General features: G+C 64.3%; 21 protein-coding genes. 14 read left to right on the top strand and 7 right to left on the bottom strand.

Annotated features, from left to right (window positions below):
- Positions 1 to 71 precede the first annotated feature (71 nt).
- Both M2S36_RS13930 and M2S36_RS13935 read right to left on the bottom strand, forming a co-directional pair.
- Positions 72 to 911: a phosphatase PAP2 family protein gene (locus M2S36_RS13930; protein WP_333957301.1), complete on the bottom strand. Its 840-nt coding sequence runs from the start codon at positions 909 to 911 to the stop codon at positions 72 to 74.
- Between the two features lie 2 nt (positions 912 to 913).
- Positions 914 to 1603, bottom strand: coding sequence for a histidine phosphatase family protein (locus M2S36_RS13935; RefSeq protein WP_333957302.1), 690 nt, complete (start codon positions 1601 to 1603; stop codon positions 914 to 916).
- Positions 1604 to 1880: 277 nt separating this feature from the next.
- Between M2S36_RS13935 and M2S36_RS13940 the strand changes: the two genes are divergently transcribed.
- The 8 genes from M2S36_RS13940 (at position 1881) to M2S36_RS13975 (ending at position 11083) form a co-directional block, all read left to right on the top strand.
- A complete protein-coding gene (locus M2S36_RS13940; RefSeq protein ID WP_063914176.1) occupies positions 1881 to 2621 on the top strand; it encodes a gluconate 2-dehydrogenase subunit 3 family protein in 741 nt (246 codons plus the stop codon).
- A 3-nt stretch (positions 2622 to 2624) separates the two neighbouring features.
- Positions 2625 to 4409, top strand: coding sequence for a GMC family oxidoreductase (locus M2S36_RS13945; RefSeq protein WP_207832627.1), 1785 nt, complete (start codon positions 2625 to 2627; stop codon positions 4407 to 4409).
- Between the two features lie 12 nt (positions 4410 to 4421).
- Positions 4422 to 5666, top strand: a complete 1245-nt coding sequence (locus M2S36_RS13950; protein ID WP_063914174.1) for a cytochrome c — start codon at positions 4422 to 4424, stop codon at positions 5664 to 5666.
- A gap of 272 nt (positions 5667 to 5938) precedes the next feature.
- Entirely contained in the window at positions 5939 to 6958 is a 1020-nt protein-coding gene (gene ptxS / locus M2S36_RS13955) for a transcriptional regulator PtxS (RefSeq protein ID WP_333957303.1), read from the top strand.
- 67 nt (positions 6959 to 7025) lie between these two features.
- Positions 7026 to 7814, top strand: coding sequence for a TIM barrel protein (locus M2S36_RS13960; RefSeq protein WP_207832631.1), 789 nt, complete (start codon positions 7026 to 7028; stop codon positions 7812 to 7814).
- Positions 7807 to 8757, top strand: coding sequence for a sugar kinase (locus M2S36_RS13965; RefSeq protein ID WP_207832633.1), 951 nt, complete (start codon positions 7807 to 7809; stop codon positions 8755 to 8757). Before M2S36_RS13960 ends, M2S36_RS13965 begins: the two co-directional genes overlap by 8 nt.
- A 58-nt stretch (positions 8758 to 8815) precedes the next feature.
- Positions 8816 to 10108 (top strand): MFS transporter, encoded by a 1293-nt coding sequence (locus M2S36_RS13970; RefSeq protein WP_207832635.1) that lies wholly within the window; start codon positions 8816 to 8818, stop codon positions 10106 to 10108.
- A 12-nt stretch (positions 10109 to 10120) separates the two neighbouring features.
- Positions 10121 to 11083, top strand: coding sequence for a 2-hydroxyacid dehydrogenase (locus M2S36_RS13975; protein WP_333957304.1), 963 nt, complete (start codon positions 10121 to 10123; stop codon positions 11081 to 11083).
- A 157-nt stretch (positions 11084 to 11240) separates the two neighbouring features.
- Here the strand turns inward: M2S36_RS13975 and M2S36_RS13980 are convergent, their stop codons facing one another.
- A complete protein-coding gene (locus M2S36_RS13980; protein ID WP_233687683.1) occupies positions 11241 to 12545 on the bottom strand; it encodes an MFS transporter in 1305 nt (434 codons plus the stop codon).
- 260 nt (positions 12546 to 12805) lie between these two features.
- Here M2S36_RS13980 and M2S36_RS13985 point away from each other — a divergent pair, with 260 nt between their 5' ends.
- Entirely contained in the window at positions 12806 to 13681 is an 876-nt protein-coding gene (locus tag M2S36_RS13985) for an AEC family transporter (RefSeq protein ID WP_207832641.1), read from the top strand.
- 117 nt (positions 13682 to 13798) lie between these two features.
- Here the strand turns inward: M2S36_RS13985 and M2S36_RS13990 are convergent, their stop codons facing one another.
- Together M2S36_RS13990 and uvrA are read right to left on the bottom strand one after the other, a co-directional pair.
- Positions 13799 to 14392, bottom strand: a complete 594-nt coding sequence (locus M2S36_RS13990) for a hypothetical protein (RefSeq protein WP_063914166.1) — start codon at positions 14390 to 14392, stop codon at positions 13799 to 13801.
- A gap of 192 nt (positions 14393 to 14584) precedes the next feature.
- On the bottom strand, positions 14585 to 17101 hold the full coding sequence (gene uvrA, locus M2S36_RS13995; protein WP_333957305.1) for an excinuclease ABC subunit UvrA: 2517 nt from the start codon (positions 17099 to 17101) through the stop codon (positions 14585 to 14587).
- Between the two features lie 159 nt (positions 17102 to 17260).
- Here uvrA and M2S36_RS14000 point away from each other — a divergent pair, with 159 nt between their 5' ends.
- The 5 genes from M2S36_RS14000 to M2S36_RS14020 all read left to right on the top strand — a co-directional run bounded on the left by M2S36_RS14000 (position 17261) and on the right by M2S36_RS14020 (position 23390).
- Positions 17261 to 18079, top strand: coding sequence for an RHS repeat-associated core domain-containing protein (locus M2S36_RS14000; protein ID WP_333957307.1), 819 nt, complete (start codon positions 17261 to 17263; stop codon positions 18077 to 18079).
- A 449-nt stretch (positions 18080 to 18528) separates the two neighbouring features.
- Positions 18529 to 19704, top strand: coding sequence for a M20 aminoacylase family protein (locus M2S36_RS14005; protein ID WP_207832679.1), 1176 nt, complete (start codon positions 18529 to 18531; stop codon positions 19702 to 19704).
- A gap of 82 nt (positions 19705 to 19786) precedes the next feature.
- The gene (locus M2S36_RS14010) at positions 19787 to 21097 is read left to right on the top strand and encodes a citrate-proton symporter (protein ID WP_333957308.1); all 1311 of its coding nucleotides are present in this window, start codon (positions 19787 to 19789) and stop codon (positions 21095 to 21097) included.
- The gene (locus M2S36_RS14015) at positions 21097 to 22551 is read left to right on the top strand and encodes an amidase (protein ID WP_333957309.1); all 1455 of its coding nucleotides are present in this window, start codon (positions 21097 to 21099) and stop codon (positions 22549 to 22551) included. Before M2S36_RS14010 ends, M2S36_RS14015 begins: the two co-directional genes overlap by 1 nt.
- Positions 22552 to 22616: 65 nt before the next feature.
- The gene (locus M2S36_RS14020; protein WP_207832685.1) at positions 22617 to 23390 is read left to right on the top strand and encodes an IclR family transcriptional regulator; all 774 of its coding nucleotides are present in this window, start codon (positions 22617 to 22619) and stop codon (positions 23388 to 23390) included.
- Between the two features lie 147 nt (positions 23391 to 23537).
- Here M2S36_RS14020 and M2S36_RS14025 read toward each other — a convergent pair whose 3' ends face one another.
- Entirely contained in the window at positions 23538 to 24449 is a 912-nt protein-coding gene (locus M2S36_RS14025) for a LysR family transcriptional regulator (protein WP_207832687.1), read from the bottom strand.
- Between the two features lie 136 nt (positions 24450 to 24585).
- Complete coding sequence (locus M2S36_RS14030; RefSeq protein ID WP_207832689.1) at positions 24586 to 25242, bottom strand: HAD family hydrolase; 657 nt, start codon at positions 25240 to 25242, stop codon at positions 24586 to 24588.
- Between the last annotated feature and the right edge of the window lie 131 nt (positions 25243 to 25373).

Raw genomic sequence — 25373 nt, forward strand, 5'->3', positions numbered from 1 at the left:
CGCTGTAGCAGCGGGCGTGCCCGCGAAGCAGGCGACACGGTGCCTGGCACCGGCTTCGCCGGTGTTCGCGGCTAAAGCCGCTCCCACAGGTATTGCGCAAAGTCCGGAGCCCGCGTACTACCTATCGCAGGGCTGTGCTCCGGTGCTTGCAAAGCGATGCGCCCATAGAAGAACAACGCAGTTATCCAGGTGGTAAACCAGACAAAAATACCGGCCCAGAACGTATGGGACATGTAGTGCCAGCCCTGCAACACCCGGGTAGTACCGTACACGAACCCGATCAGCAGAATCGCCACCAGGAGCTTGCGGGCATGCGCCCAGCGGTGACGCAACGCCACGAAATACAGCGCCAACAAGGTAAACCCGCTGGAGGCATGGCCACCCGGCCAGCAGCGGCCATCACCGGCCTTGCCCCACCAGGAGAAGTTCTCGAACCATTCGACCCGGGCGTGCGAGCCGCCATACAGCGTGGTTTCCACCGGGCAATACACACTGGTATGGCTTTTAAGGTAGTGAATCACCGTGGTGCTCAGGGCGAACGCCACCACCACGAACAGCAGGTCGCGGCGGTGGTTGGTGGTAAAGCGTAAGGCCGGTGCGATTCGGGATTTTTCCAGTAACCGTGTCAGGCACGCTTGCGGGCGGTTGGCCAGGCGTGGCCAGATGAACGAAAGCACGCTGCCGATGACCGCCAGTTCACCGGTCCAGTCCGGCAGGACCCTTGGCCACTTGTGGGTGACTTTCTCGAACCACTGGTTGTGCAACAGCGGGAACTGGCCAGTGACCGGGTCGAGTAGCAGGTTGCTGATCCAGCGATCGAGCTCTGTGAGGTCGAATGCCATGAACACGGTAGCGGCCAGCAACAGAGGCAGCAGCAGGTTGTTGCGGTAGAAAGCGGCGCGCGGTGGCATGTTCAGAGCTCCTTGCTGTCGACGAGTTCGCGCCATTCACTGGCAGCCATCTGGCCCAGCAGCTTCTCTTTGCCATCGCTGCCCTGGCTGATGAACAGGGCGCTGGCATAGCCGTTCGAGCGCGCGCTGCCAGGCACGTCAAGCGTGCGCTCCAGTTGTTCCATACAGCCGCTGTGGCTGACCAGCACCAGGTTGTGGCCGATTCGCTTGTGGGCAAAGGCGGTCTCGGCAAACTGGCCATCACACTGCTTGAGCCAGCCCTGCGTGGCAATGGTTTTAGCGAACATGGCGTGTGCAGTCTGCTGGGTACGCACCTCCGGGCTGGCCCATACATCGGCTTTGCCCAGGCCAAGGCGTTGCAGGCCGTGACCTACATCGGCGGCCACCCGGCTGCCCGCGACCGTGATACCGGTTGGGTCACCCAGGCAGGCTCCGCGCGAGCGGTCGCAGCGTTCGGCATGGCGCAGCACCACAATCACCGAGCCGTTCGCCCAGGCGGCCTCGAGCCCACTGTGCTGCAGGTGATGGGGGTTGCCCAGGTCGGGGATGGCCATGCGGGTATGCGCCCAGGCTGCCGCTGCGCCAAGGATGAACAGCAGGCACAAGACTGCGAATAGCGCCGTGCCCCAAGGCAATCGGTATACCTGGGCAAGCCGTGAGGCGGGGAATTTTTCGATAACGCCTTGCAGCATGTTTGCCACTCCAGTCAGCTCGCTCCACACAAGAGCGTCGGCACTGTAGGTAGCGGGATGTCGGTAGAGAGTGAGGCAGATGTGAAAAAAGCCTTGGCCCGACAGCAGTGCGGAAGTGGCTTAGGCAGTGGGAAGTCAAGGATGAAACCGGTTTCAAAACATTTCTGAACGCGCTAGATTATCCGGCTGTTTTCTTGATGACCTATCAAGACCACCCCCCCACATTGAAAATCAGATGGCGCTTTTCAAGGCCGCACACAGCCGATGAGGACTCGCAATGCCTGAGCATGCCCCAGACAACCCGCGCAGGGATTTTCTGCGCAAGACCTTGACCTTGATCCCTGTGGTCACCGTGGCCAGCGCGGGGCTTGGCGTGGGCGCCGGTCAGCTGCTTGCGGCCCCGCAACACGAACCCAAAGTGCCTGCCACGCCACCAGCGGGCAAGTACCAGCCGACTTTCTTCACTGCCGAGGAGTGGGCCTTCGTGCAGGCGGCCGTCTCGCGCATCATCCCGGCCGACGAGCTTGGCCCCGGCGCACTGGAAGCCGGCGCTGCCGAATTCATCGACCGGCAGATGAACACCCCCTATGCAACCGGCGCGCAGTGGTACATGCAGGGCCCGTTCAAGGCCGACGCCGCGCCCGAACTGGGTTACCAGCTGCAACTCAGCCCACAGCAGATCTACCGCCTGGGCATCGCCGCCGTGGACGGCTGGTGCAAGGCCAACTCCGGGCAAGTTTTTGCTGCGCAAGATAGCGCTACCCGAGACCATGTTCTGAGCAAAGTCGAAGCTGGAGAGCTGGTTTTCGACACCGTGCCGGCCAAGGTGTTTTTCAGCTTGCTGGTGCAGAACACCCGTGAAGGGTTCTTCTGCGACCCGATCCATGGTGGCAACAAAGGCATGGTTGGCTGGACCCAGATCGGCTTCCCCGGCGCTCGCGCCGATTTCATGGATTGGGTCGAGCGCAACGAGCCTTACCCGTTCCCGGCTGTTTCGATCCGTGGCGAGAGGGCCTGAGGCATGGCGACCGTGATGAAGAAAGTGGATGCGGTGATCGTCGGGTTCGGCTGGGCCGGCGCGATCATGGCCAAGGAACTGACCGAGGCCGGGCTGCAGGTGGTGGCCCTGGAGCGGGGGCCGATGCAGGACACCTACCCGGAAGGCAGCTACCCGCAGGTGATCGACGAGCTGACCTACAGCGTGCGCAAGAAGCTGTTTGTCGACGTGTCGAAGGAAACCGTCACCATCCGCCACGGCATGAATGACGTGGCACTGCCCAATCGCCAGCTCGGTGCCTTCCTGCCGGGTAAAGGTGTCGGTGGCGCAGGCCTGCACTGGTCGGGCGTGCATTTCCGGGTAGACCCGATGGAACTGCGCATGCGCAGCCACTACGAAGAACGCTACGGGCGCAAGTTCATCCCTGAAGACATGACTATCCAGGACTTCGGTGTTACCTACGAAGAACTGGAGCCGCACTTCGACTTTGCTGAAAAGGTTTTCGGTACTTCTGGCCAGGCCTGGACCGTCAACGGCCAGGTAGTGGGTGAAGGGAAGGGCGGCAACCCCTATGCGCCGGACCGTTCCAGCCCGTTCCCGCTGCCTTCGCAGAAAAACGTGGTGTCGGCCAGGCTGTTCGAAAAGGCGGCGGCCAGCCTGGGCTACAAGCCCTACAACCTGCCATCGGCCAACACTTCCGGGCCGTACACCAACCCGTACGGGGCGCAGATGGGGCCGTGCAACTTCTGCGGTTTCTGCAGCGGCTACGTGTGCTACATGTACTCCAAGGCCTCGCCCAACGTGAACATCCTGCCGGCGCTGCGCCAGGTGCCAAACTTCGAATTGCGGCCCAATGCCCATGTGTTGCGGGTGAACCTGGACGACAGCAAGCGCAAGGCCACCGGTGTGACCTACATCGACGCGCAGGGGCGGGAAGTGGAGCAGCCGGCGGACCTGGTGATCCTGGCGGCGTTCCAGTTCAACAACGTGCGCCTGATGCTGTTGTCCGGCATCGGCAAACCGTACGACCCCGTCAAGAATGAAGGCGTGGTCGGGCGTAACTTCGCCTACCAGAACATGGGTACGGTCAAGGCGTTCTTCGACAAGGACACCTACACCAACAACTTCATCGGCGCCGGTGGCAACGGCATTGCCATCGATGACTTCAACGCCGACAACTTCGACCATGGCCCGCACGGCTTCGTCGGCGGTTCACCGATGTGGGTGAACCAGGCCGGCACACGGCCGATTGCCGGTGGCGCAACTCCGCCTGGCACACCGGCCTGGGGTAGCGCCTGGAAGAAGGCCACTGCCGATTACTACACCCACCAGGTGTCGATGGACGCACACGGCGCCCACCAGTCCTACCGTGGCAACTACCTGGACCTTGACCCGACCTACCGGGATGCCTATGGCCAGCCGCTGCTGCGCATGACCTTCGACTGGCAGGAAAACGACATCAGGATGAACCAGTTCATGGTCGACAAACTCAGCCAGATCGCCCAGGCGATGAACCCAAAGACCATTGCCGTGCTGGGCAAGAAGGTCAAGGACCATTTCAACACCGCCAGCTACCAGACCACACACCTCAATGGTGGCGCGATCATGGGCACCGACCCGAAAACCAGTGCATTGAACCGCTACCTGCAGAGCTGGGATGTGCACAACGTGTTTGTCCCGGGGGCTTCGGCGTTTCCGCAAGGCCTGGGTTACAACCCGACCGGCCTGGTGGCTGCGCTGACCTACTGGTCGGCCCGCGCCATCCGCGAGCAGTACCTGAAAAACCCTGGCCCGCTGGTCCAGGCTTGAGGAGCGATGCACATGAAGACAATGTTGATCGCAACCCTGCTCGGTGCCAGCGTGGCTGCTCAGGCCGCGCCCAATGACGATGCGCAGGTGCGCCAGGGCGAGTACCTGGCCCGCGCAGGCGACTGCGTCGCCTGCCATACCGCCAAGGGCGGCAAGCCGTTCGCCGGTGGGCTGCCGATGGAAACGCCGATCGGTACGGTGTACTCCACCAATATCACCCCGGCGGCCAGCGGTATCGGCCAGTACAGCTTCGAAGACTTCGACCAGGCTGTGCGCAAGGGCATCGGCAAGGACGGCAGCACCCTGTATCCCGCCATGCCATACCCGTCCTATGCACGCGTCAGCGAACAGGACATGCAGGCGTTGTATGCCTACTTCATGAAGGGCGTGCAGCCGGTCGAGCAGCCGAACAAGGCCACCGACATTCCCTGGCCGTTGAGCATGCGCTGGCCACTGGCGATCTGGCGCGGGCTGTTCGCGCCTGAGGCCAGGCCCTGGCAGGCGTCGGCGGCGGCCGACCCGGTAGTCAACCGCGGTGCCTACCTGGTCGAGGGCCTGGGGCACTGCGGCGCGTGCCATACGCCGCGAGCGCTGACCATGCAGGAAAAGGCACTGAGCCCACAGGATGGCGAGCAGTTCCTGGCTGGCAGTGCACCGCTGGAAGGCTGGATTGCCAAGAACCTGCGTGGCGACCACAAGGACGGCCTGGGTAGCTGGAGCGAGGAGCAGCTGGTGCAGTTTCTCAAGACCGGCCGTAGTGACCGCAGCGCCGTGTTCGGTGGCATGAGCGACGTGGTCGAGCACAGCATGCAACACATGAGCGACGCCGACCTGACCGCTATCGCCCGCTACCTGAAGACGCTGCCGCCGAGCAACCCTGACGACCAGCCGCACGTCTATGACAAACAGGTGGCGGATGCGCTGTGGAAGGGCGACGACAGCAAGCCCGGAGCGGCGGTGTACATCGACAACTGCGCGGCCTGCCACCGTACCGATGGCCAAGGCTATACCCGCGTGTTCCCGGCCCTGGCCGGCAACCCGGTGGTGCAGACGGCGGATGCCACATCGCTGATCCACGTGGTGCTGGCGGGGGGCACGGTGCCGGCGACGCACACGGCACCGTCCAACTTCACCATGCCGGCGTTCGGCTGGCGCCTGAGTGACCAGGAGGTTGCCGAGGTGGTGAATTTCATTCGTACCAGCTGGGGTAACCAAGGGGATGCCGTCACCGCCAGTGATGTGAAAGCCCTCCGTTAACTGCATCCCTTTGTCTGCACCCCCAATCCACTGTGGGAGCGGGTTTACCCGCGAATGCGTCAGCACATTCAACATCGCATTCGCGGGTGAACCCGCTCCTACAGGGTTTCGCATGTACATTCCTATACATATCAGTTAGTTAAAACGTATTCTTGTTGTATTTCCTACGCATCAATATCGCACTCCCGACCAACGGCAGGTTGACGAACGCATGTGATTTTGCTGTATTGAAACCGGTTTCATCGCGATCACAACAATCATAAGGACAGCCCATGACCGACGCGCCTGCCCATGCCCGCGAACGGGTCACCATCAGCGAAGTAGCGCGTGTCGCTGGCGTTTCCAAGGCCACCGTTTCCCGTTACATCGGTGGCGACCGCCAGTTGCTCGCCGAAGCCACCGCCAAGCGCCTGGAAGAGGTCATCGAGCGCCTCGGTTACCGCCCCAACCAGATGGCCCGTGGCCTGAAGCGCGGCCAGACACGCCTGATCGGCATGCTGGTGGCCGATATCCTCAACCCCTATTCAGTGGCCGTGATGCATGGTGTGGAAACTGCCTGCCGCCAGCACGGCTACAGCCTGGTGGTGTGCAACACCAACCGCGACGACGAGCAGGAGCGTCACCACCTGGTGGCCCTGCAGTCCTACAACGTCGAAGGGCTGATCGTGAACACGCTTGGCCATCACCCCGGCGAATTGCTCAACCTGCAGCGCGACATCCCCATGGTGCTGGTCGACCGCCAGTTGCCCGAACTGAATGTCGACCTGGTGGGCCTGGACAATGCCGACGCGGTCGAGCAGGCCCTCGACCACCTGCAAGCGCAAGGCTACCGCGACATCCTGGCGGTAACCGAGCCCCTCGATGGCACCAGTTCGCGCCTGGAACGGGTGCAGGCTTTCAGCGCATCGGTCAGCCGTCGCCCCGGCATGCGCCAGCAGGTGCTGGAAACCGGCACCGGGCTGGATGGCCAACTGGCTTCGTTCCTCGCCGGCAGTGGCCATGGCCCGCAGGCCATCTTCACCTTCAACGGTGTCGCCACCCTGGCCGTGACCCGGGCCCTGCATGAGGCAGGGCGCAATCTGTTCGCGGACGTCGGGCTGATCGCCCTCGACGACCTCGACTGGTACCCCTTGGTCGGCAGTGGCATCACTGCACTGGCCCAGCCCACCGAGCGAATCGGCGTGGCAGCATTCGAGAGCCTGCTTGGCCGCCTGCGCGGCGACAGCGGGGCAGCCCGGCGCATCGACTTCAAGGCCGAACTGATCATCCGAGGTTCAACCCAGCCACAGTAATCACAAGCAGGCACCTGCGTGCCTGCTGTCATCAAAAAATGAAACCGGTTTCATAAGGACAACAACAATGCACTCGAACCCCGTTTCCATCAGCCTTTCCAGCTACGGCGCCGACTGTGTCCGGCAACGTGGCCAGGAGCAGTTCCTTGACTTGCTGGCTGCCGCTGGCGTTACCCGCGTGGAACTGCGCGAAGAACTGTTCACGTGTGCGCCAGACACTGCAGCGCTGTCTTCAGCCATTGCCGCGCTGCGCCTGGAGTGCCTGTATTCCACGCCCCTGGAGCTGTGGACCGCACAAGGCGTGCCAGACCCGCAATTGGCGCAGAAGCTGGACACCGCCCGCGCCCTTGGCGCGGTCGCGCTCAAGGTTTCCCTGGGCCACTACCATGCGGGCTGTGACGTCGCGGCCCTGGCGACGCTGTTGCCGGCGCACGGGCCGTTGCTGCTGGTGGAAAACGACCAGACCGCGCAAGGTGGACGAATCGAACCGCTGCGGCAGTTTTTCCAGCGCGTCGACGAACTCGGGCTGGCCCTCGGCATGACCTTCGATATCGGTAACTGGCAGTGGCAGGGCGAGCCTGCCCGCCACGCCGCACGCCAACTTGGCCGCTGGGTGAGCTATGTGCATTGCAAGGCCGTGCGGCGCCGGTCCGATGGTCGCCTGGTAGCCGTCCCGCCAGAGACTGCGGACCTGCAGGAGTGGGCTGAGCTGATGGCCGAGTTCACCCCCGGCGTGGTGCGTGCTGTCGAGTACCCGCTGGTGAGCGACGATCTGCTGGCGCTGACCCGTGCCCAGGTGCGCGACCTCGCGGCGCTGGGGCAGGGCGTATCGAGTGAGGAGCTGAGCCATGCATGAGCATGACGTGCTGTGTTTCGGTGAGACCATGGCCATGTTCGTCGCCGAGCAGGCTGGCGACCTGGCCAGTGTCGGCCAGTTCGCCAAGCGCATCGCCGGTGCCGACAGCAACGTGGCCATCGGCCTGGCGCGGCTGGGCTTCAAGGTCCGCTGGCTGAGCCGGGTGGGCGACGATTCGCTGGGCCGTTTCGTGCTCGACAGCTTGCGCCGCGAAGGCCTGGACTGCTCCGGCGTCGAGGTGGATGCCAGCTACCCCACCGGCTTCCAGCTCAAGGCCCGCTGCGATGACGGCAGCGACCCGGCGGTGGAGTACTTCCGACGTGGTTCGGCGGCCAGCCGACTGTCGCCGGCGCTGCTGCGTCCGGGCTCACTGCAGGCCCGCCACTTGCACGCCACCGGCATTCCACCGGCGCTGTCGGAGGGCTGCCGGGCGCTGTCCCACGCGTTGATGGACGCCATGCGTGCCGCCGGGCGCAGCATTTCGTTCGACCCCAACCTGCGCCCCTCGCTGTGGCCTGACCAAAGCAGCATGGTGCGTGAAGTCAATGCCCTGGCGGCCAAGGCCGACTGGGTTCTGCCCGGCCTGGAAGAGGGCCGCCTGCTGACTGGCCAGCACACCCCGGCAGACATCGCCGCATTCTACCTCGACCAAGGGGTGGAACTGGTGGTGATCAAGCTGGGCGACGCCGGTGCCTACTTCCGCAGCGCCAAGGGTGAAGGCCAGGTGGCGCCAGTGCCGGTCAGCCATGTGGTGGACACCGTCGGCGCCGGGGATGCCTTTGCCGTTGGCGTGCTCAGCGCGCTGCTGGAGGGCCGCCCGGTGGCCGAGGCAGTGGCGCGTGGCAACTGGTGCGGCAGCCGCGCCGTGCAGTCGCGTGGCGATATGGAAGGGTTGCCGCTGCGTCATGAACTGCAAGCCCACGACCTGCGCAGAAGCGCGTGAACACTTGACCCCGAAACACCTGTTGCAACAAAAACAACAAGCTCAGGAGAAACGAACCATGCAAAGCCAAAGCCTGGCACCTCGCCGCTGGTGGTACATCATCCCGATCGTGTTCTTCACCTATAGCCTGGCGTATCTGGACCGTGCCAACTACGGTTTCGCCGCCGCGTCCGGCATGGCTGAAGACCTGCATATCACCCCCGCATTGTCTTCGCTGCTGGGAGCACTGTTCTTCCTCGGTTACTTCTTCTTCCAGGTGCCTGGCGCCATCTACGCCGAAAAGCGCAGTGTGAAGAAGCTGATCTTTGTCTGCCTGATCCTCTGGGGGGGCCTTGCCACGCTTACCGGCGTGGTCAGCAACGTCTACATGCTGATCGGCATCCGCTTCCTGCTTGGGGTGGTGGAGGCGGCAGTGATGCCGGCGATGCTGGTGTACCTGTGCCACTGGTTCACCCGTGCCGAACGTTCGCGCGCCAATACCTTCCTGATCCTCGGCAACCCGGTGACCATCCTGTGGATGTCGGTGGTGTCGGGCTACCTCGTCAAGCATTACGACTGGCGCTGGATGTTCATCATCGAAGGCCTGCCAGCGGTGATCTGGGCGTTCTTCTGGTGGCGCCTTGTGGATGACCGCCCGGCCCAGGTGAACTGGCTGAGCGAGCAGGAGAAGGCCGACCTGGAGCAGGCGCTGGCCGCCGAGCAGCAAGGCATCAAGCCGGTGAAGAACTACCGTGAGGCGTTCCGCTCGCCGCAGGTGATCATCCTGGCGCTGCAGTACTTCTGCTGGAGCATCGGTGTGTATGGCTTCGTGCTGTGGTTGCCGTCGATCCTCAAGCAGGCGGCGAACCTCGATATCGTGCAGGCCGGCTGGCTGTCGTCGGTACCTTACCTGGTGGCGGTGCTGGCCATGGTCGGCGTGTCGTGGGCGTCCGACCGCCTGCAGAAGCGCAAGCGCTTCGTCTGGCCGCCACTGCTGATCGCCGCCGTGGCGTTCTATGGCTCGTACGCCCTGGGCAGCGAGCACTTCTGGCTGTCGTACGCGTTGCTTGTGGTCGCCGGCGCCTGCATGTACGCACCCTATGGCCCGTTCTTCGCGATCGTGCCCGAGATCCTGCCGGCCAACGTCGCGGGCGGTGCCATGGCGCTGATCAACAGCATGGGCGCGCTGGGCTCGTTCGGCGGTTCGTGGCTGGTGGGCTATCTCAATGGCGCCACGGGTGGGCCCGGTGCCTCTTACCTGTTCATGTGCGGTGCGCTGCTGACTGCAGTGGTGCTTACCGCCGCACTCAATACTACCCAGACGCCTGGCCGGGCCAAGCGCGGCAGCTCGCGTCTGGCCATGAACCATTAGGAAATCTTTGCAATGAAGAAGCGAATCGTCCTGTACAAACGCCTGTCCGACGACTTGATGGCACGCCTGCAAGAGCACGTCGAGGTGACCTGGGTGGATACGACCCAGCCCGATGGCCTGGCGCGTCTGCGCGACGCCTTGCCGGGTGCACACGGGCTGCTGGGGGCTAGCCTGCGCCTGGACGCCAGCCTGCTCGACCTGGCGCCACAACTTGAAGTGGTGTCCAGCGTTTCGGTCGGCGTGGACAACTACGACATCGCCGAACTCAGCCGGCGCGGCGTGATGTTGACCAACACGCCCGACGTGCTGACCGAAACCACCGCCGACACGGGCTTTGCCTTGATCCTGGCCACTGCCCGGCGGGTGGTGGAACTGGCGAGCTGGGTGCGAGAAGGTCACTGGCAGGCCAACCTTGGTCCGGCGCATTTCGGCAGCGATGTGCATGGCAAGACACTGGGCATCGTCGGCATGGGCCGCATCGGCGAGGCCCTGGCCCGGCGCGCCGCGGCTGGCTTCGGCATGCGGGTGCTGTATCACAGCCAGCGTGCCAAGCCTGACGTGGAAGCGCGCTATGCCGCGCGTCAATGCAGCCTGGATGAACTGTTGCAGCAGGCGGATTTCGTTTGCCTGACCGTGCCGCTGAGTGCCAGCACCGAAGGCCTGATCGGCGCGCGGGAACTGGCGCTGATGAAGCCAGAGGCCATCCTGGTGAACATTTCCCGCGGGCGCGTGGTGGATGAGCCGGCACTGATCGAAGCGTTGCGTGCCCGGCGCATACGCGGCGCCGGCCTGGATGTGTTCGTGCAGGAACCGTTGCCGGCGCAGTCGCCGTTGTTGCAACTCGACAACGTGGTGGCGACCCCGCATATCGGCTCGGCGACCGAGGAAACCCGCCAGGCCATGGCGCGCTGCGCAGTGGACAACCTGCTCACTGCGTTGGCCGGCGAGCGCCCGGCGAACCTGGTGAATGGCTAGCGCCAGATCCAAAAGCCGGCGCGGCCCCTGTGGGAGCGGGNNGCCGGTGTTCGCGGGCGCGCCCGCTCCCACAGGGTCCCTGCTAACTCATTGAGTCATGTGCAGTTCTGTGGGAGCGGCCTTGTGTCGCGAAAGGGCTGCAAGGCAGCCCCCGAAGTCAATGCGATTCTGAACGCTGAGCCTGCGCTGGCGCTGCGCTCTCCACCGGCTCCAGCGGCGGATGCTCCTGCGCCGCATGCATCAGGTCTTCGGTCACCCGCAGCTCGGCACCGGTCGGCGAGAAGGTGGTCGAAGCGGTGAACGGGGCCGGGTGCTCTGCCGCCGGGCGCTTGCCTCGGCGCCACATGAAGAAGCACACCATGGCCAGGTTGACCACGGCAAAGGCCCAGAACAACCCGGCCTCGCCAAACTCGGTCATCATCGGCGAAATCGCCACCGGCGCCATGGCCGAACCCAGCGAGTTGATCAGCAGCAGGCCCTGGATCATCGGCACCAGCGCATCGGACGGCGCCCGGTCGGCCGCATGGCTGACCGCCACCGGGTACAGGGTGAACACACCACCGCCGAGCAGGAACAGCATGGCCGGCAGCAGGATCGAGTCCGACGGCAGGAATACCGTGACCAGCGACAGCAGCACGCACAGCGCGGCCAGGGCGATCAGCACATCCTGGCGGTCCTTGCGGTCGGACCAGCGCCCGACCGGGTACTGCAGCAGCATGGCACCCAGAATGACCCAGGCCATCATGTTGCCGACTTCACCCACATCCAGGCCAATGCGCTGCAGGTACAGCGGCAGCAGGGCATAGATCCCGGCAATGGCCACACCCGAACCGAAGCAGCCGACCAGCCCCGACGGTGCCACGCCCAGCAATTGGCGCGGCTTGAGCGGTTCGACCTGGTCCAGCAGCGGTGACACCCGCGGCAGGATCACGATGGGCAGCACCGACAGGGCGGCGAGTACGCCGGCCAGCATGAATGGTGCGGTGTCACCCATGTGGGTGATTTCGCCAAGGCCGGCCTGGGCGATTACCCCGGCGCCGTAGAAGGCGATCATGTACAGCGCCAGCAGGCGGCCGCGGATCTTGGCGTCACCGGCCAGCAGCAGCCAGCTTTCGATCACCAGGAACACGCCCACCGCCGCCCAGCCGTTGATCAGGCGCAGCACAGACCACCAGGTGACGTCGTAGAACAGGCCTTGCAGCAGGATGGTCACGCCAATCAGCGAGGCGAAACTGGTGTAGGCGCGGATATGGCCGATGCGCAGGATAAGCCGGTCGTTGAAGATGGCACCCAGGGTCAGGCCAATGAAGTAGGTCGAGGAAACGACACCGATGGTAGTGGCTGACTCACCGGCAGCGCCCAGGCGCAAGGTGGTAAGGGAAGACATGAAGCCGTTGCCCAGGGCAATGATGAACAGCCCGAGCAGGGGCGCCAGCGCCATGGCCAGCAAACGCGGAGACATATGTACCTCTAGTTGGATGAGCGGAATGAGCGCCTTTTCGGACGCGCACACCGGCTCGACCCGAACGGGGCCGAGGGGCTGCACGGAGTGCCTGGGCTGGATGCGACTGTCATTGCTGCCGGTTGCCACCGTTCAAGGCGACAGGCGAAAAGGAAGCGCGATTCTACGGGCTTCAGCGGTTTTGCCCAAGAGCCCTGGGTGTGCGACGAGACGCCGCAGTCTGCGGCATAATGCTGGGCCCACCCCCAAGGAAGGCCCCTATGTTCGCGTCACTGTTCGCCGTCCTGGCCCCGGTTTTCATCGTCGCTGGCATCGGCTATGCCTGGGCCCGCAAGGGCCTGGAATACCCCACCGAATTCATCGCCCGGGTGGTGATGACCGTTGGCACCCCGTCGTTGGTGCTGTCCACGCTCAGCCGCACCGAACTGGACCCGAACGCCTTCACCAGCATGGCCATGGCCTGCCTGCTGTGCACCCTGGGCATGGCCCTGGCCGGCTTGCTGGTGTGTCGCGCTTCAGGCCGGCACTGGCGGGTGCTGTTGCCGGCGTTCATGTTCCCCAATACCGGCAACATGGGCCTGCCGATCAGCCTGTATGCCTTTGGAGAACACGGCCTGGCCCTGGCCGTGGCGTTCTTCCTGACCCTGTCGATCGTGCAGTTCACCCTTGGCATGGCCATCTCCGGTACTGCGGCTTCATTCAAGGCACTGTTGCGCAACCCCATCGTGATCAGCCTGGCCGGCGCCATGCCGATCATCTTTCTCGATTTCGAATTACCGCGCTGGCTGGCCAATACGGTAGGCTTGCTGGGTGGCATGACCATCCCGCTGATGTTGTTGACACTGGGCGTTTCGCTGGCCAGCATTCGCCTGCGCCATGTGGGCAGCGGCATGCTGCTGGGCGGTTTGCGCATTGGCCTGGGGGCTGCCGTGGGCTGGGCAGTCGGCGCCGCGTTGGGCATGGCCAGCCTGGAGCGCGCGGTGCTGGTGGTGCAGTCGGCGATGCCGGTGGCGGTGTTCAACTACCTGATGGCAGTGCGCGCCAACCGCGAACCGGAGCAGGTGGCGAACCTGGTGATGTGTTCCACGGTGCTGTCGTTTGCCTGGTTGCCGGTGGTGCTGGCCTGGTGGATGTAAGGCTGTACCGGCCCTTTCGCGGGTAAACCCGCTCCCACAGGTACAGCGCAGGTCTCAAGGCCAGTGGTGCACCTGTGGGAGCGGGCAAGCCCACGAAAAGGCCGGTACAGCAAACGGCTATTTGTCGTGCAACCGCCAACCCTGGCTGGTCAGCACCATTTCCCGGGTGTCCTTGAGCGGCATTTCATTGCTGGCCACCGCCTTGCCCAGTTCTTCAACGCTGGCCTTCACTTCTTCATTGGCAGCCCAAGCCGGCAGCCCGGTGATCTTGTAGGCATAGGTCACACGCGACATCTTCTGCCCGGTCGCTTCGCTCGGCTCACTGAAATGCTCGATGGCCGTGACTTGCGCCTTGCCGAAGCACAGCCCGTTATCCGCCTTGTAATACTTGCGGCCTTCGTCGGTGAGGTCGTAGGCGTAGTAGATGTCCGTGCGTGCCGCTTGCCACAGGCGGGCGGGCACCTCGGTGCGCGAGATCTCCTTTTCGCTGACCACGCCTACCTGGGCCAGGGCATGCAACGCCTTGTTGGTGCCATGGAGGTCGAAGTCCTGGGTTTTGGTGGGGAATGAGCTGATGACGAAGCAGTGCGGGTATTGGGTATCGAGGTAGGCCTGGGCAGCCTTGTGGAAACTGGCCTCGCTGGTGTCCTCGCTGTTCGAGCAACCGGCCAGGGGTGCCAACAGCGCCAGCGGCAGGATCTTCCTGTACATGGTGACACTTCCTTGAGTGACAAAGGCAAACGGGTCGTGCGCGATTAGAACCTACGGACTAGAGCGGCGCAATCGTGGCAAGACGGCATCTCGGCATGTGCTGCGGTGGCCACTTCGCGGGTAAACCCGCTCCCACAGGTTCACCACAGACCTTGCAAGCTGTGAGTACCCGCGAAGAGGACGGTGCAGGCGCTACAAGGCCTTGGTCAGAAACGCCGCAGTGCGGCTTTCAGCACATCCGGCCACCACTTGCGGCGTGCCGCTGACCACCACCTGCCCCCCGGCATCCCCGGCCCCCGGCCCGATGTCGATCACCCAGTCGCTCTGCGCCACCACCCGCATGTCATGCTCGACCACCACCACGCTGTGCCCGCCATCGACCAGGCGGTTGAGCTGCACCAGCAGCCGGTCGATGTCCTGCGGGTGCAAGCCGTTGGTAGGTTCGTCCAGTACATACAACGTCGCCCCACGGGCCATGCGTTGCAGCTCGGTGGCCAGCTTGATGCGCTGCGCCTCGCCGCCGGACAGTTCGGTGGCCGGCTGGCCCAGGCGCAGATAGCCCAGGCCGATGTCCTGCAACACTTGCAGGCAACGCCGCGCCGCTGGCTGTTCGGCGAACACCTGCAGGGCCTGGTCGACCGTAAGCTGCAGCACCTGCGCAATGTTCATGCCTTGCCAGCTCACCGCCAGGGTTTGCGGGTTGTAGCGGGCGCCATGGCAGGTCGGGCAGGGCGCATAGACGCTGGGTATGAACAGCAACTCGACGCTGACGAAGCCTTCGCCTTCGCAGTTCTCACAGCGGCCCTTGGCAACGTTGAAGGAAAAACGCCCGGCATCGAAGCCTTGTGCCTTGGCCTGTTCGGTGGCGGCGAACAGCTTGCGCACGTGGTCGAACAGGCCGGTGTAGGTGGCCAGGTTGGAGCGGGGCGTGCGGCCGATCGGCTTCTGGTCGACCTGCACCAGGCGCCTGATGCTGCCAAGGCCCGCGCTTACATGCCCGCTGCTGGCCTGTTCGGGTTCATCTTCCAGGCTCTGCTCTTCGGGCTCGTTGCGCTGCTCGGCATGGCCCAGGTGCGCACCCACCAGCTCCAGCAGGGCCTGGCTGACCAGGCTCGACTTGCCCGAGCCGGAAACACCGGTCACGGCGGTGAAGCAGCCCAGCGGGAACTCGGCGCTGAGGTTGTCCAGGTTGTTGCGGCAGATGCCTTCGAGCTTCAGCCAGTCGTGGGCCTGGCGTGGCGTGCGTGTGGCCTGTGCCGCCGTATTGAACAGGTAGGCCCGGGTGCATGACTGCTCGACCTGGGCCAGGCCCTTAGGTGGCCCGCTGTAGAGGATGGTGCCGCCATGTTCGCCAGCAGCAGGCCCTACATCCACCAGCCAGTCGGCGCGCCGCATGGTGTCCAGGTCGTGTTCCACCACATACACCGAGTTGCCAGCCTGCTTCAGGCGCTGCAGCGCGTCGAACAGGGCTTCGCTGTCGGCCGGGTGCAAACCGGCAGACGGCTCGTCGAGCACGTAGATCACGCCGAACAGTTGCGAGTTCAGCTGAGTGGCCAGGCGCAGGCGCTGTAGTTCGCCAGAGGACAGGGTCGGGGTGCTGCGCTCCAGGGCCAGGTAGCCCAGGCCCAGGTCGAGCAGGGTGTCGATGCGTTCGAGCAGTTCGTTGGCGATGCGTTGCGCCGCCAGGCGCTTTTCCAGGGTCAGGTCGTCCTGCTGTTGTGCCAGGTAGTCTGCTGCCGCCACTTTGCGGAACACCTCGGCCAGCGCCTGCAGCGACAGGTGCGACAGCTCGGCGATATCCAGGCCGGCGAAGGTCACCCCCAGCGCTTCGCGCTTCAGGCGCTTGCCCTGGCACAGCGGGCAGGGGCTGGGGCGCATGAACCGGGCCACGCGCTTGCGCATCTGCGCGCTCTGCGAGTGCATGAAGGTGTGCAGGACGTAACGCCGGGCACCCATGAACGTGCCCTGGTAGCTGGGCTCCTGCTTGCGCTTGAGGGCGGCGCGGGTCTGCGCCGGGGTCAGCCCGGCATACACCGGTGCAGTGGGTGTTTCTTCGGTGAACAGGATCCAGTCGCGCTGCGCCTGTGGCAGGTCGCGCCAGGGGATATCGACGTCATAGCCTAGGGTCACCAGGATGTCGCGCAGGTTCTGCCCCTGCCAGGCCATGGGCCACGCGGCCACGGCGCGCTCGCGGATGGTCAGCGACGGGTCGGGGACCATGGTCGCTTCGCTCACTTCGTAGACCCGGCCCATGCCATGGCATTCCGGGCAGGCGCCCTGCGGCGTGTTGGGCGAGAAGTCCTCGGCATACAGCATCGCCTGGCCGGCCGGGTAGTGGCCGGCGCGGGAATAGAGCATGCGGATCGAACTGGACAGGGTGGTCACGCTGCCCACCGAGGAACGTGCACTCGGTGTGCCGCGTTGCTGCTGCAGTGCCACGGCCGGTGGCAGGCCTTCGATGGCGTCGACATCCGGCACGCCGACCTGGTCGATCAGGCGCCGGGCATAGGGCGCGACCGATTCGAAGTAACGGCGCTGGGCTTCGGCATACAGCGTCGAGAAGGCCAGCGAGGACTTGCCCGAGCCGGACACGCCGGTGAACACCACAAGTGCGTCACGGGGGATATCGACATCGATGTTCTTCAGGTTGTGCTCGCGGGCACCCCGCACACGGACGAAGCCGCTTTGGGTGGTTGGGCGTGGGGGCATGAAGCAGTCCTTGGCTGTAGCTGAACAGTGCGCCCAAGGTAACAGCAATTGCAGCGCTCGTGCGTGGCAATGTTTCCACTCAGCAAATCTGTGAGTTATTGAGACAGGTGCTTGCAGTTAGTGTGGCTTGGTGAACACGAAAAACAGGAACTTGTAATCATGCAAACTTCGACATTACTGGCAACTGATCAGCAATCATCAATCCGGGCGGGTAACAAATTCCCAGTCCATCTATATACACCCTATGGCTATCGGTTAGTCAAAGCCGGCCCTTTATTGGCCTTTGCCGGAGAACCAGGAGCATCATTGCCGCGCTGTTACCTGTTGGGCAATGGTAAGCGTGCGTATGACACCGTGTTGATGCGCTTTCATCGCCCGGACATATTCAGCCCGTTTGGTCGGGGAGGGCTTAATGCCTATGCTTATTGCCAAGGAGACCCTGTCAACAATGTAGATCGCGACGGCCATTCGATAACGCGTGTAATCGGCCAGTTTCTCGGGGGTATAACCGGTACTGTGGGAATGTTCTCATCCTTGGTCAAGGCTGCTAAAAACATTGTTCGCCGGTCAAAGGCAAACATCAACAAACAGCCGGTACCCAAGGAGTTCGATTCGCGCAGCCGCAGAAATAACGCAATCGTCTTCAATGCTGGCTTGGTCAGCACAGCCTTGAAGGTACCAGGTGTTGCAACGGCATTTGGCTTTCCCGCTGCATCCCTGAGCGCTGAGGTGTTGACCTCCGCTGGTATCGTAACTGCAGGCGTCGGTGGCACGGCCAAGTTCGATCAGTTGATCTTTGACAGTACCAGAGCCATTAAAACCGCCAGGGAACTGAGGCTACCGCTGGGTACGTTGTTGAGAGCGTCGCTAATGGAGGCCAGTGGGTGGTATCTGCTCAGAGGCAAAGAGTCGCCGCTGATCGCACCCAGGGACCGGGTCGTGCAGGGGCGCGCGAGGTTCAGAGAAACCTCTGTGTGATCCGAAGCAGGCAGGCCAGGTAAGCCAAGGCCCCAATGCCTGTCAGATCGCGTTAACGCGGCTGCTACGCTGCCCATCGCAGGCAAGCCAGCTCTCATAGAACTGTACATAACTCATTGAATTGGCAGGGACTCTGTGGGAGCGGCTTTAAGCCGCGAACACCGGCGCAGCNNGGCTAAAGCCGCTCCCACAAATTACGCGGATTGCTCGCAAATTCAGTTATCTACGCGACAGCGCATCCCAAAGGGCTGGGCAAGCTCCCACGGTGACCGCGTAACTGGCAGGCATTAGCCCAGGCCCTGCTTTTATGTTCCACAGCATGAAACCAGATTCGATTGTGCTTCATCGCTCCTCGCGCTTATCTGTCAGCCAAGCACGACCTGCCTCACCCGTCGTGACCTCTAGGCGAACAACAAGAACGGGAAACCACCCGCGCGAGGAGACTCTACATGTCCCGACATCAGCATATCCTGGCCTGGCTGAACGATGTGGCCAGCGACCTGCACGCAATCCGTCACGATATTCACGCTCACCCGGAGCTGGGTTTTGAAGAAAGCCGCACTTCAGCGCTGGTCGCCCGTCTGCTCGAAGAATGGGGCTACGAGGTACATGCCGGTATCGGCAAGACCGGCGTGGTCGGCGTACTGCGCAATGGCAGCAGCCCACGCCGCCTGGGCCTGCGCGCCGACATGGACGCGCTGCCCATCCACGAGGCTACCGGCGCCGCGTACAGCAGCCAGCACCAGGGCTGCATGCACGCCTGCGGCCATGACGGGCATACCACCATGCTGCTGGGCGCCGCACGCTACCTGGCAGCGACCCGGCAGTTCGACGGCACGCTGACGCTGATCTTCCAGCCGGCCGAGGAGGGCCAGGGTGGCGCCGAGGCGATGCTGGCCGACGGTCTGCTGGAACGCTTCCCTTGCGATGCACTGTTCGGCATGCACAACATGCCCGGGCTGCCGGCCGGGCACCTGGGCTTTCGCGAGGGGCCGATGATGGCCTCGCAAGACCTGCTCACGGTGACCCTCGACGGGGTTGGCGGCCATGGTTCGATGCCGCACCTGACCGTCGACCCGCTGGTGGCGGCGGCCAGTGTGGTGATGGCCCTGCAAACCGTGGTGGCGCGCAATATCGATGCGCAGGAGGCGGCCGTGGTTACCGTCGGCGCCTTGCAGGCCGGCGAAGCGGCCAACGTGATCCCGCAGCAGGCGCTGCTGCGCCTGAGCCTGCGCGCGCTGAACGCCGAGGTGAGGGCGCAGACCCTGGAGCGAGTGCGCGCCATTATCGTCAGCCAGGCCGAGAGCTTTGGCTGCCGCGCCACTATCGAACACCGCCCGGCCTACCCGGTGCTGGTCAACCACGCCGCGGAAAACGCCTTCGCCCGGCAGGTGGGAGTGGAGTTGCTGGGTACCGAGGCAGTGGATGGCAACACCCGCAAGCTGATGGGCAGCGAAGACTTCGCCTGGATGCTGCAACGCTGCCCGGGCGCCTACCTGTTCATCGGCAATGGCGTATCGCGGCCGATGGTGCACAACCCGGCCTACGACTTCAACGACGACATCCTGCTGACCGGCGCCGCCTACTGGGGCGCGCTGGCAGAGCGCTGGCTCGCGCCCGCCTGACCTTTCCTTTTGACGACTGCCGCTGGAACCCGGGCGCGACCGCGCCTGGGCGATCACCCAATCATTGTGTGGAGTGTTTCCTATGCAGACTTCGAGCACCGGCGTGTCGCGTACCCGGCAAGTGGTCGCCGCCGTCATCGGCAACGCCCTGGAGTGGTATGACTTCATCGTTTACGGCTTTCTGGCCAGCATCATCGCCCGGCAATTCTTCCCCTCCGACGACGAATATGCCTCGCTGCTGATGGCCCTGGCCACCTTTGGCGTCGGCTTTTTCATGCGCCCGGTGGGTGGCGTGCTGCTGGGCATGTATTCCGACCGCAAGGGCCGCAAGGCGGCGATGCAGATGATCATCCGGCTGATGACCGTGTCCATTGCCATGATCGCCTTTGCCCCCGACTACCTGGCCATCGGCATGGCCGCGCCGATGCTGATCGTGGTGGCGCGCATGCTGCAGGGTTTTGCCACCGGCGGCGAGTACGCCAGCGCCACGGCATTTCTGGTGGAGAGCGCGCCGGCCCACCGCAAGGGCCTGTATGGCTCGTGGCAACTGGTGGGTCAGTGCCTGGCGGTGTTCTCCGGGGCGGCGATGGTGGCGCTGGTCACCCACCTGTGCACGCCTGCGGCACTGGACAGCTGGGGCTGGCGTATCCCGTTCGTGCTCGGCCTGCTGATCGGCCCGGTGGGGCTGTGGATTCGCAAGCACATGGAAGAACCCGAGGAGTTCATCGAGGCGCGCCGCCAGGCCAAGGGCCAGTCGCCCAGCCTGTGGCAGGTGCTGCGTGAGCACCGGCGCAGCCTGATGGTATCGATGGGCCTGGCCTGTGGCGCGACGGTGTCGTTCTACGTGGTACTGGTGAACATGCCGACCTTCGCCCACAAGAACCTTGGCCTGCCGCTGGACCAGGTGCTGCTGGTGCAGATGCTGGCTGTGGGGCTGATGACCGTGGTGATCCCGCTGTCCGGGGCATTGTCTGACCGGCTGGGTCGGCGCCCGGTACTGATGGCCTTCACCCTGGCGTTCTTCGTCATGGTCTACCCGTTGTATGTGTGGGTGGCTGCCGCGCCGTCGCTGGAGCGCCTGCTGGTGATGCAACTGCTGCTGTGCACTGCCATTGGCGGCTTCTTCGGGCCAGCGCCCACGGCCTTGGCCGAGCAGTTCCCGGTCGAGGTGCGTTCTACCGGTGTGTCGGTGGCCTATAACGTGGCGGTGATGGTGTTCGGCGGCTTCGCCCCGTTGATCGTCACCTGGCTGAGCAAGGTACTCGGCACTCCGGTGGCGCCGTCGTTCTACGTGCTGTTCGCCTGCCTGCTGACACTGCTGGGCACCTATTGCCTGAAAGAAGCCCCACGCGCGGGCAAAGCTGCCGCGTTCAACCTGGGAGTAGAACCGTGATGTCGCTAGCCATCGACCCCATCGTTGCCCTCGATGCCGAGGCATTGTCCCAGGCCATCCATGCCCGCCAGATATCGTGCCGTGAGGTGATGCAGGCCTATCTGGCGCATATCGAGCGTTTCAACCCGCCGGTCAATGCGCTGGTGTCGTTGCGCCCGGCCGAAGTGCTGCTGGCCGAGGCTGATGAGCGTGACCGCGAGCTGGCCCGTGGCCATTCGCGGGGCTGGATGCATGGCATGCCCCAGGCGATCAAGGACCTGGCCGCTACTGCCGGGCTGCGCACCACCCTGGGCTCGCCGCTGTTTGCCGAACAGGTGCCCGAGCAGGATGCGATCAGCGTGGCGCGGGTGCGGGCCAGTGGGGCGCTGATCGTGGGTAAGAGCAATGTGCCGGAATTCGGCCTTGGTTCGCAGACCTACAACACCCTGTTCGGTACCACCACCAATGCCTATGACCCGGACAAGGTGGTCGGGGGCAGCAGCGGTGGGGCGGCGGCGGCGCTGGCCATGCGCCTGCTGCCGGTCGCCGACGGCAGCGACATGATGGGTTCGCTGCGCAACCCGGCGGCGTTCAACAATGTGTATGGCCTGCGCCCGTCGCAGGGCCGGGTGCCCCATGGGCCGGCGCCGGAACTGTTCATGCAGCAGCTGGCCACCGAGGGGCCGATGGGGCGCAGCGTGGTGGATGTGGCGCGGCTGTTGTCGACCCAGGCGGGCTTCGATGCGCGGGCGCCGTTGTCGCTGGGGGAGGACCGGCGCGATTTTACCGCTGGGTTGCAGCGCGATTTCCGCGGCGTGCGGGTTGGCTGGCTGGGCGACTACGACGGCTACCTGGCGATGGATGACGGGGTGCTGAGCCTGTGCGAAGCGGCCCTGGCGGACTTCGCCGAGCTGGGCTGCCGGGTTGAGGCCTGCCAGCCGGCGTTCGACCTGGCGCGCTTGTGGCAATGCTGGCTGACCCATCGCCACTTCCTGGTGCACGGCAACCTCGGTGCGGCCTATGCCGACCCGCGCAAGCGCGCGCTGCTCAAGCCCGAGGCGCAGTGGGAGGTGGAGGGTGGCCTGCAACTGAGCGCGGCTGCGGTGTACCAGGCTTCAGTGGCCCGCAGCGACTGGTACCGTGCGCTGGGCAAGCTGTTCGAGCGTTACGATTTCCTGCTGTTGCCATCGGCCCAGGTGTTCCCTTTCGATGCACGGCAACCTTGGCCAACGGTGGTCGGGGGGCGGACGATGGACACCTATCACCGCTGGATGGAAGTGGTGACAGGACCGACCCTGGCCGGTTTGCCGAGCATCAGCGTACCGGTCGGTTTCAATGCTGCCGGGTTGCCCATGGGCCTGCAGATCATCGGCCCGGCCCAGGCCGACCATGCGGTATTGCAGCTGGCCCATGCCCATGAACAGCTCACCCGTTGGGTAGCGCGGCGCCCACCCCGGAGCCTGCAAGCGCCATGAAACCGCTGGGCAGGCGCGGATCTTGCTGGCTATCCTGACCATCCAGCTACAGGGAGGTCACACACATGGGCATCACGGCAGACAGTGGCGGCGTGCGCTCGGTAGAACGGGCGCTGGCCATCGTCGACCTGCTGGGCGAACACCAGGCGCTGGGCCTGGAAGAACTGCATTACCTGACGGCGCTGCCCAAGGCCACGGTGTCGCGCATGCTCGCCACCTTGCAGGAACAGGGCTGGGTTTACCGCGGCCTCAGCGACCGGCGCTACCGGCTGTGCGCGCAGCGCCTGTTCGGTGACCGCCAGTTGCGTTTCAAGCGGCGCCTGGTGGAAAGCGCCGCGCCCATGTTGCTGGAGTTGAGCGAGCGTACCGGGCTGGTGGCCGACCTGTCGTGTTTCGACGGCGAGCGGCTGGAGGTGATGGAAAGCGCCATCCCCCAGGTACTGCGCAAGCGCTACCCGCACACCTGCCAGATCGTCGGGCACCATGCCAGCCTGTTCCACTCGGCGATGGGGCGGGCATGCCTGGGAGAGTTGGCGGTCGATGAAGTGCAGCGCCTGGCGACCCATGAGCAGGTGGGCGACGAGGCAGTGCTGCGCGACATCGAGGAGGAAGCGAACAAGGGGTTCGGCCAGCGAACCGAAGGGCACTGGGAGTACCCGGTGCGCTTGCCGTTCCTGATCCGCGCGATTGCCCTGCCGGTGCATGCCGAAGGGCGCCTGGCCGGGAGCATTGCCTTGCACTGGCCGTTGGACCAGGCGCCGGTGGAGCGGGTGTTGAACCTGCACCTGAACAGCCTGGCTACAACGGTGGGCGAGGTGCAGCGGGCCTTGGTGGTTTGAGTCAGCCTGTACCGGCCTCTTCGCGGGTAAACCCGCTCCCACAGGGGAAGTGCATTGCCCGAGGCTCGCTCGGTATCTGTGGGAGCGGTTTTACCCGCGAAGAGGCCAGTCCAGCAAACAACAAAAAGAAGCTGTGTCCGAGGCCCCTCAGCGCTCCAGGCTATACATCCGGCACTCCGCCAGCAACGCCAGCAGGTTCGGCTCCCGCTCCCGCGCTTTCAGGAACACCACGCCGATATGCTGCTGCAAGCGATATTGCGGCTTCAGGGCTATCAACCGGACCCGGTTCTCGTACACCGCCGCGATACGCCCGGGCAGCAGGGCAAAGCCCACGCCCGAGCTGACCATGCTCAGCAGGGTGAAGATATCGTTCACCTGCATGGCTACCTTGGGTTCGAAGCCGGCCTGCTGGAACACCCGGGCGCCATCGCGGTGGGTGGCGAAGCCCTGGGTCAGGGTGATGAAGGTGGAGTCGGCCAGGTCGGCCAGGTCCACCTCGGCCTGCTCGGCGAAGGGCGAATCGATGGGCACGGCAAGGAAGATGTCATCGGAGAACAGCGGCAACTGCTCGCAGGCCGGGTCGCTGACACTTTCGTCGAGCGACACGAGGATGGCCTCCAGCTCGTGGTTCCTCAGGCGCTGCAGCAGGTCGACGTTGGAGCCCAGGGTCAGGTCGATGTTGAGTTCGCTGCGGCGCAGCTTGAGGCCCATGACCAGCTTGGGCACGGTTTTCACCGTCAGCGAATAGAGCGCGCCCAGGCGGAAGCGCTCGGCGTAGAAGCCGGCGGCTTCGCGGGTCTGGCGGACCATCTGCTCGGCGTCCTGGATCAGCTGGCGGGCTTTCTTTTCCAGCACGTAGGCGCTTTCCAGCGGGATCAGCTGACGACCTTCATGCTTGAACAGCGGGCAGCGCAGTGCGCTTTCCAGCGAGTGGATGGCGCGGTGCACGCTGACGGCGCTGGTGGCCAGCTCGGCGGCTGCGCGGCCGAGGTTGCCGGTGCGCATGAAGGCGAGGAAGGTTTCCAGCTTCTTGAGGGTCAGTTCTTCGTCGATCAGCATGGGTTGACCTGGGTGTGCACAATGGCAGGGGCGTGCATGTTGCCTGGAAATTCTGGGGCCGCTTCGCAGCCCATTGCCGGCAAGCCAGCTCCCACAGGGATGGCGCATGGCTTGAGGCCGATGCGGCCCCGCATGCTCATTGCATGGATCCGATCAAGGCCCACAACGCCGGGTCGTTGAAATCATCGATCACCAACCTGGCCCCCGCCGCCAGCAACCGCTCCGGTGTCTGCGTAGTGGCCACGCCCACGGTAAAGATCCCCGCGCCACTCGCTGCCGCCACCCCCGGCAGCGAATCCTCGAAGGCCAGTGCCTGCCCGGCCTCGGCACCCAGCCGTTGCAACCCGGTCAGGTAGGGCAACGGGTCCGGCTTGGCCCGTGCCAGTTCCTCGGCCACCAGCACATGCGCGAAGCGCTGGCCCAGGCCCATGGCGTTCAACATGTGCTCGGCGTTCAGCCGCGGCGCGTTGGTCACCACGCACATGCCGATGTCTCGAGCCCGGGCATGTTCCAGCAGGCGCACAAGGCCCGGCATCGGCTCCAGAGACGGTGACATGTCGCGGAACAGCGCTTCCTTGCGGTCAGCCAGCTCCCGGCACTGTTCGGCACTGGCACCGGCAAACAGCTCGGCGAACAGCTCGCCGTTGGCACGGCCGCTGACCTGGGCATCGAACTGCGCCTGGCTCAGCTCGCGGCCGTCATGCTCGCGCAGCAGTTGGCGGAAAGCCTGCAGGTGCAAGGTGTCAGTGTCGGTGAGGGTTCCGTCGAGGTCGAACAGCAGGGCAGTCAGCATTGGGTATTCAGGTCCAGAAATCGTGGGCGGGCCAGAAGGGAGATTCTTTGCCTTTGGCGTTACGTGAACTTCGCGAATTCCTGAGTGTACTGGAGTACGGCAGCCTTGGCAGAGCTGTGCTCGAACTCGAG

It is taken from the genome of Pseudomonas sp. SF2, from assembly GCF_036858055.1.
Taxonomy (GTDB): domain Bacteria; phylum Pseudomonadota; class Gammaproteobacteria; order Pseudomonadales; family Pseudomonadaceae; genus Aquipseudomonas.

What these genes read in the sequence shown, in the direction of transcription:
- M2S36_RS13930 (WP_333957301.1), bottom strand. Translation starts at nt 911, where the DNA reads ATGCCACCGCGCGCCGCTTTCTACCGCAACAACCTGCTGCTGCCTCTG.
- M2S36_RS13935 (WP_333957302.1), bottom strand. Translation starts at nt 1,603, where the DNA reads ATGCTGCAAGGCGTTATCGAAAAATTCCCCGCCTCACGGCTTGCCCAG.
- M2S36_RS13940 (WP_063914176.1), top strand. Translation starts at nt 1,881, where the DNA reads ATGCCTGAGCATGCCCCAGACAACCCGCGCAGGGATTTTCTGCGCAAG.
- M2S36_RS13945 (WP_207832627.1), top strand. Translation starts at nt 2,625, where the DNA reads ATGGCGACCGTGATGAAGAAAGTGGATGCGGTGATCGTCGGGTTCGGC.
- M2S36_RS13950 (WP_063914174.1), top strand. Translation starts at nt 4,422, where the DNA reads ATGAAGACAATGTTGATCGCAACCCTGCTCGGTGCCAGCGTGGCTGCT.
- ptxS (WP_333957303.1), top strand. Translation starts at nt 5,939, where the DNA reads ATGACCGACGCGCCTGCCCATGCCCGCGAACGGGTCACCATCAGCGAA.
- M2S36_RS13960 (WP_207832631.1), top strand. Translation starts at nt 7,026, where the DNA reads ATGCACTCGAACCCCGTTTCCATCAGCCTTTCCAGCTACGGCGCCGAC.
- M2S36_RS13965 (WP_207832633.1), top strand. Translation starts at nt 7,807, where the DNA reads ATGCATGAGCATGACGTGCTGTGTTTCGGTGAGACCATGGCCATGTTC.
- M2S36_RS13970 (WP_207832635.1), top strand. Translation starts at nt 8,816, where the DNA reads ATGCAAAGCCAAAGCCTGGCACCTCGCCGCTGGTGGTACATCATCCCG.
- M2S36_RS13975 (WP_333957304.1), top strand. Translation starts at nt 10,121, where the DNA reads ATGAAGAAGCGAATCGTCCTGTACAAACGCCTGTCCGACGACTTGATG.
- M2S36_RS13980 (WP_233687683.1), bottom strand. Translation starts at nt 12,545, where the DNA reads ATGTCTCCGCGTTTGCTGGCCATGGCGCTGGCGCCCCTGCTCGGGCTG.
- M2S36_RS13985 (WP_207832641.1), top strand. Translation starts at nt 12,806, where the DNA reads ATGTTCGCGTCACTGTTCGCCGTCCTGGCCCCGGTTTTCATCGTCGCT.
- M2S36_RS13990 (WP_063914166.1), bottom strand. Translation starts at nt 14,392, where the DNA reads ATGTACAGGAAGATCCTGCCGCTGGCGCTGTTGGCACCCCTGGCCGGT.
- uvrA (WP_333957305.1), bottom strand. Translation starts at nt 17,101, where the DNA reads ATGCCCCCACGCCCAACCACCCAAAGCGGCTTCGTCCGTGTGCGGGGT.
- M2S36_RS14000 (WP_333957307.1), top strand. Translation starts at nt 17,261, where the DNA reads ATGCAAACTTCGACATTACTGGCAACTGATCAGCAATCATCAATCCGG.
- M2S36_RS14005 (WP_207832679.1), top strand. Translation starts at nt 18,529, where the DNA reads ATGTCCCGACATCAGCATATCCTGGCCTGGCTGAACGATGTGGCCAGC.
- M2S36_RS14010 (WP_333957308.1), top strand. Translation starts at nt 19,787, where the DNA reads ATGCAGACTTCGAGCACCGGCGTGTCGCGTACCCGGCAAGTGGTCGCC.
- M2S36_RS14015 (WP_333957309.1), top strand. Translation starts at nt 21,097, where the DNA reads ATGTCGCTAGCCATCGACCCCATCGTTGCCCTCGATGCCGAGGCATTG.
- M2S36_RS14020 (WP_207832685.1), top strand. Translation starts at nt 22,617, where the DNA reads ATGGGCATCACGGCAGACAGTGGCGGCGTGCGCTCGGTAGAACGGGCG.
- M2S36_RS14025 (WP_207832687.1), bottom strand. Translation starts at nt 24,449, where the DNA reads ATGCTGATCGACGAAGAACTGACCCTCAAGAAGCTGGAAACCTTCCTC.
- M2S36_RS14030 (WP_207832689.1), bottom strand. Translation starts at nt 25,242, where the DNA reads ATGCTGACTGCCCTGCTGTTCGACCTCGACGGAACCCTCACCGACACT.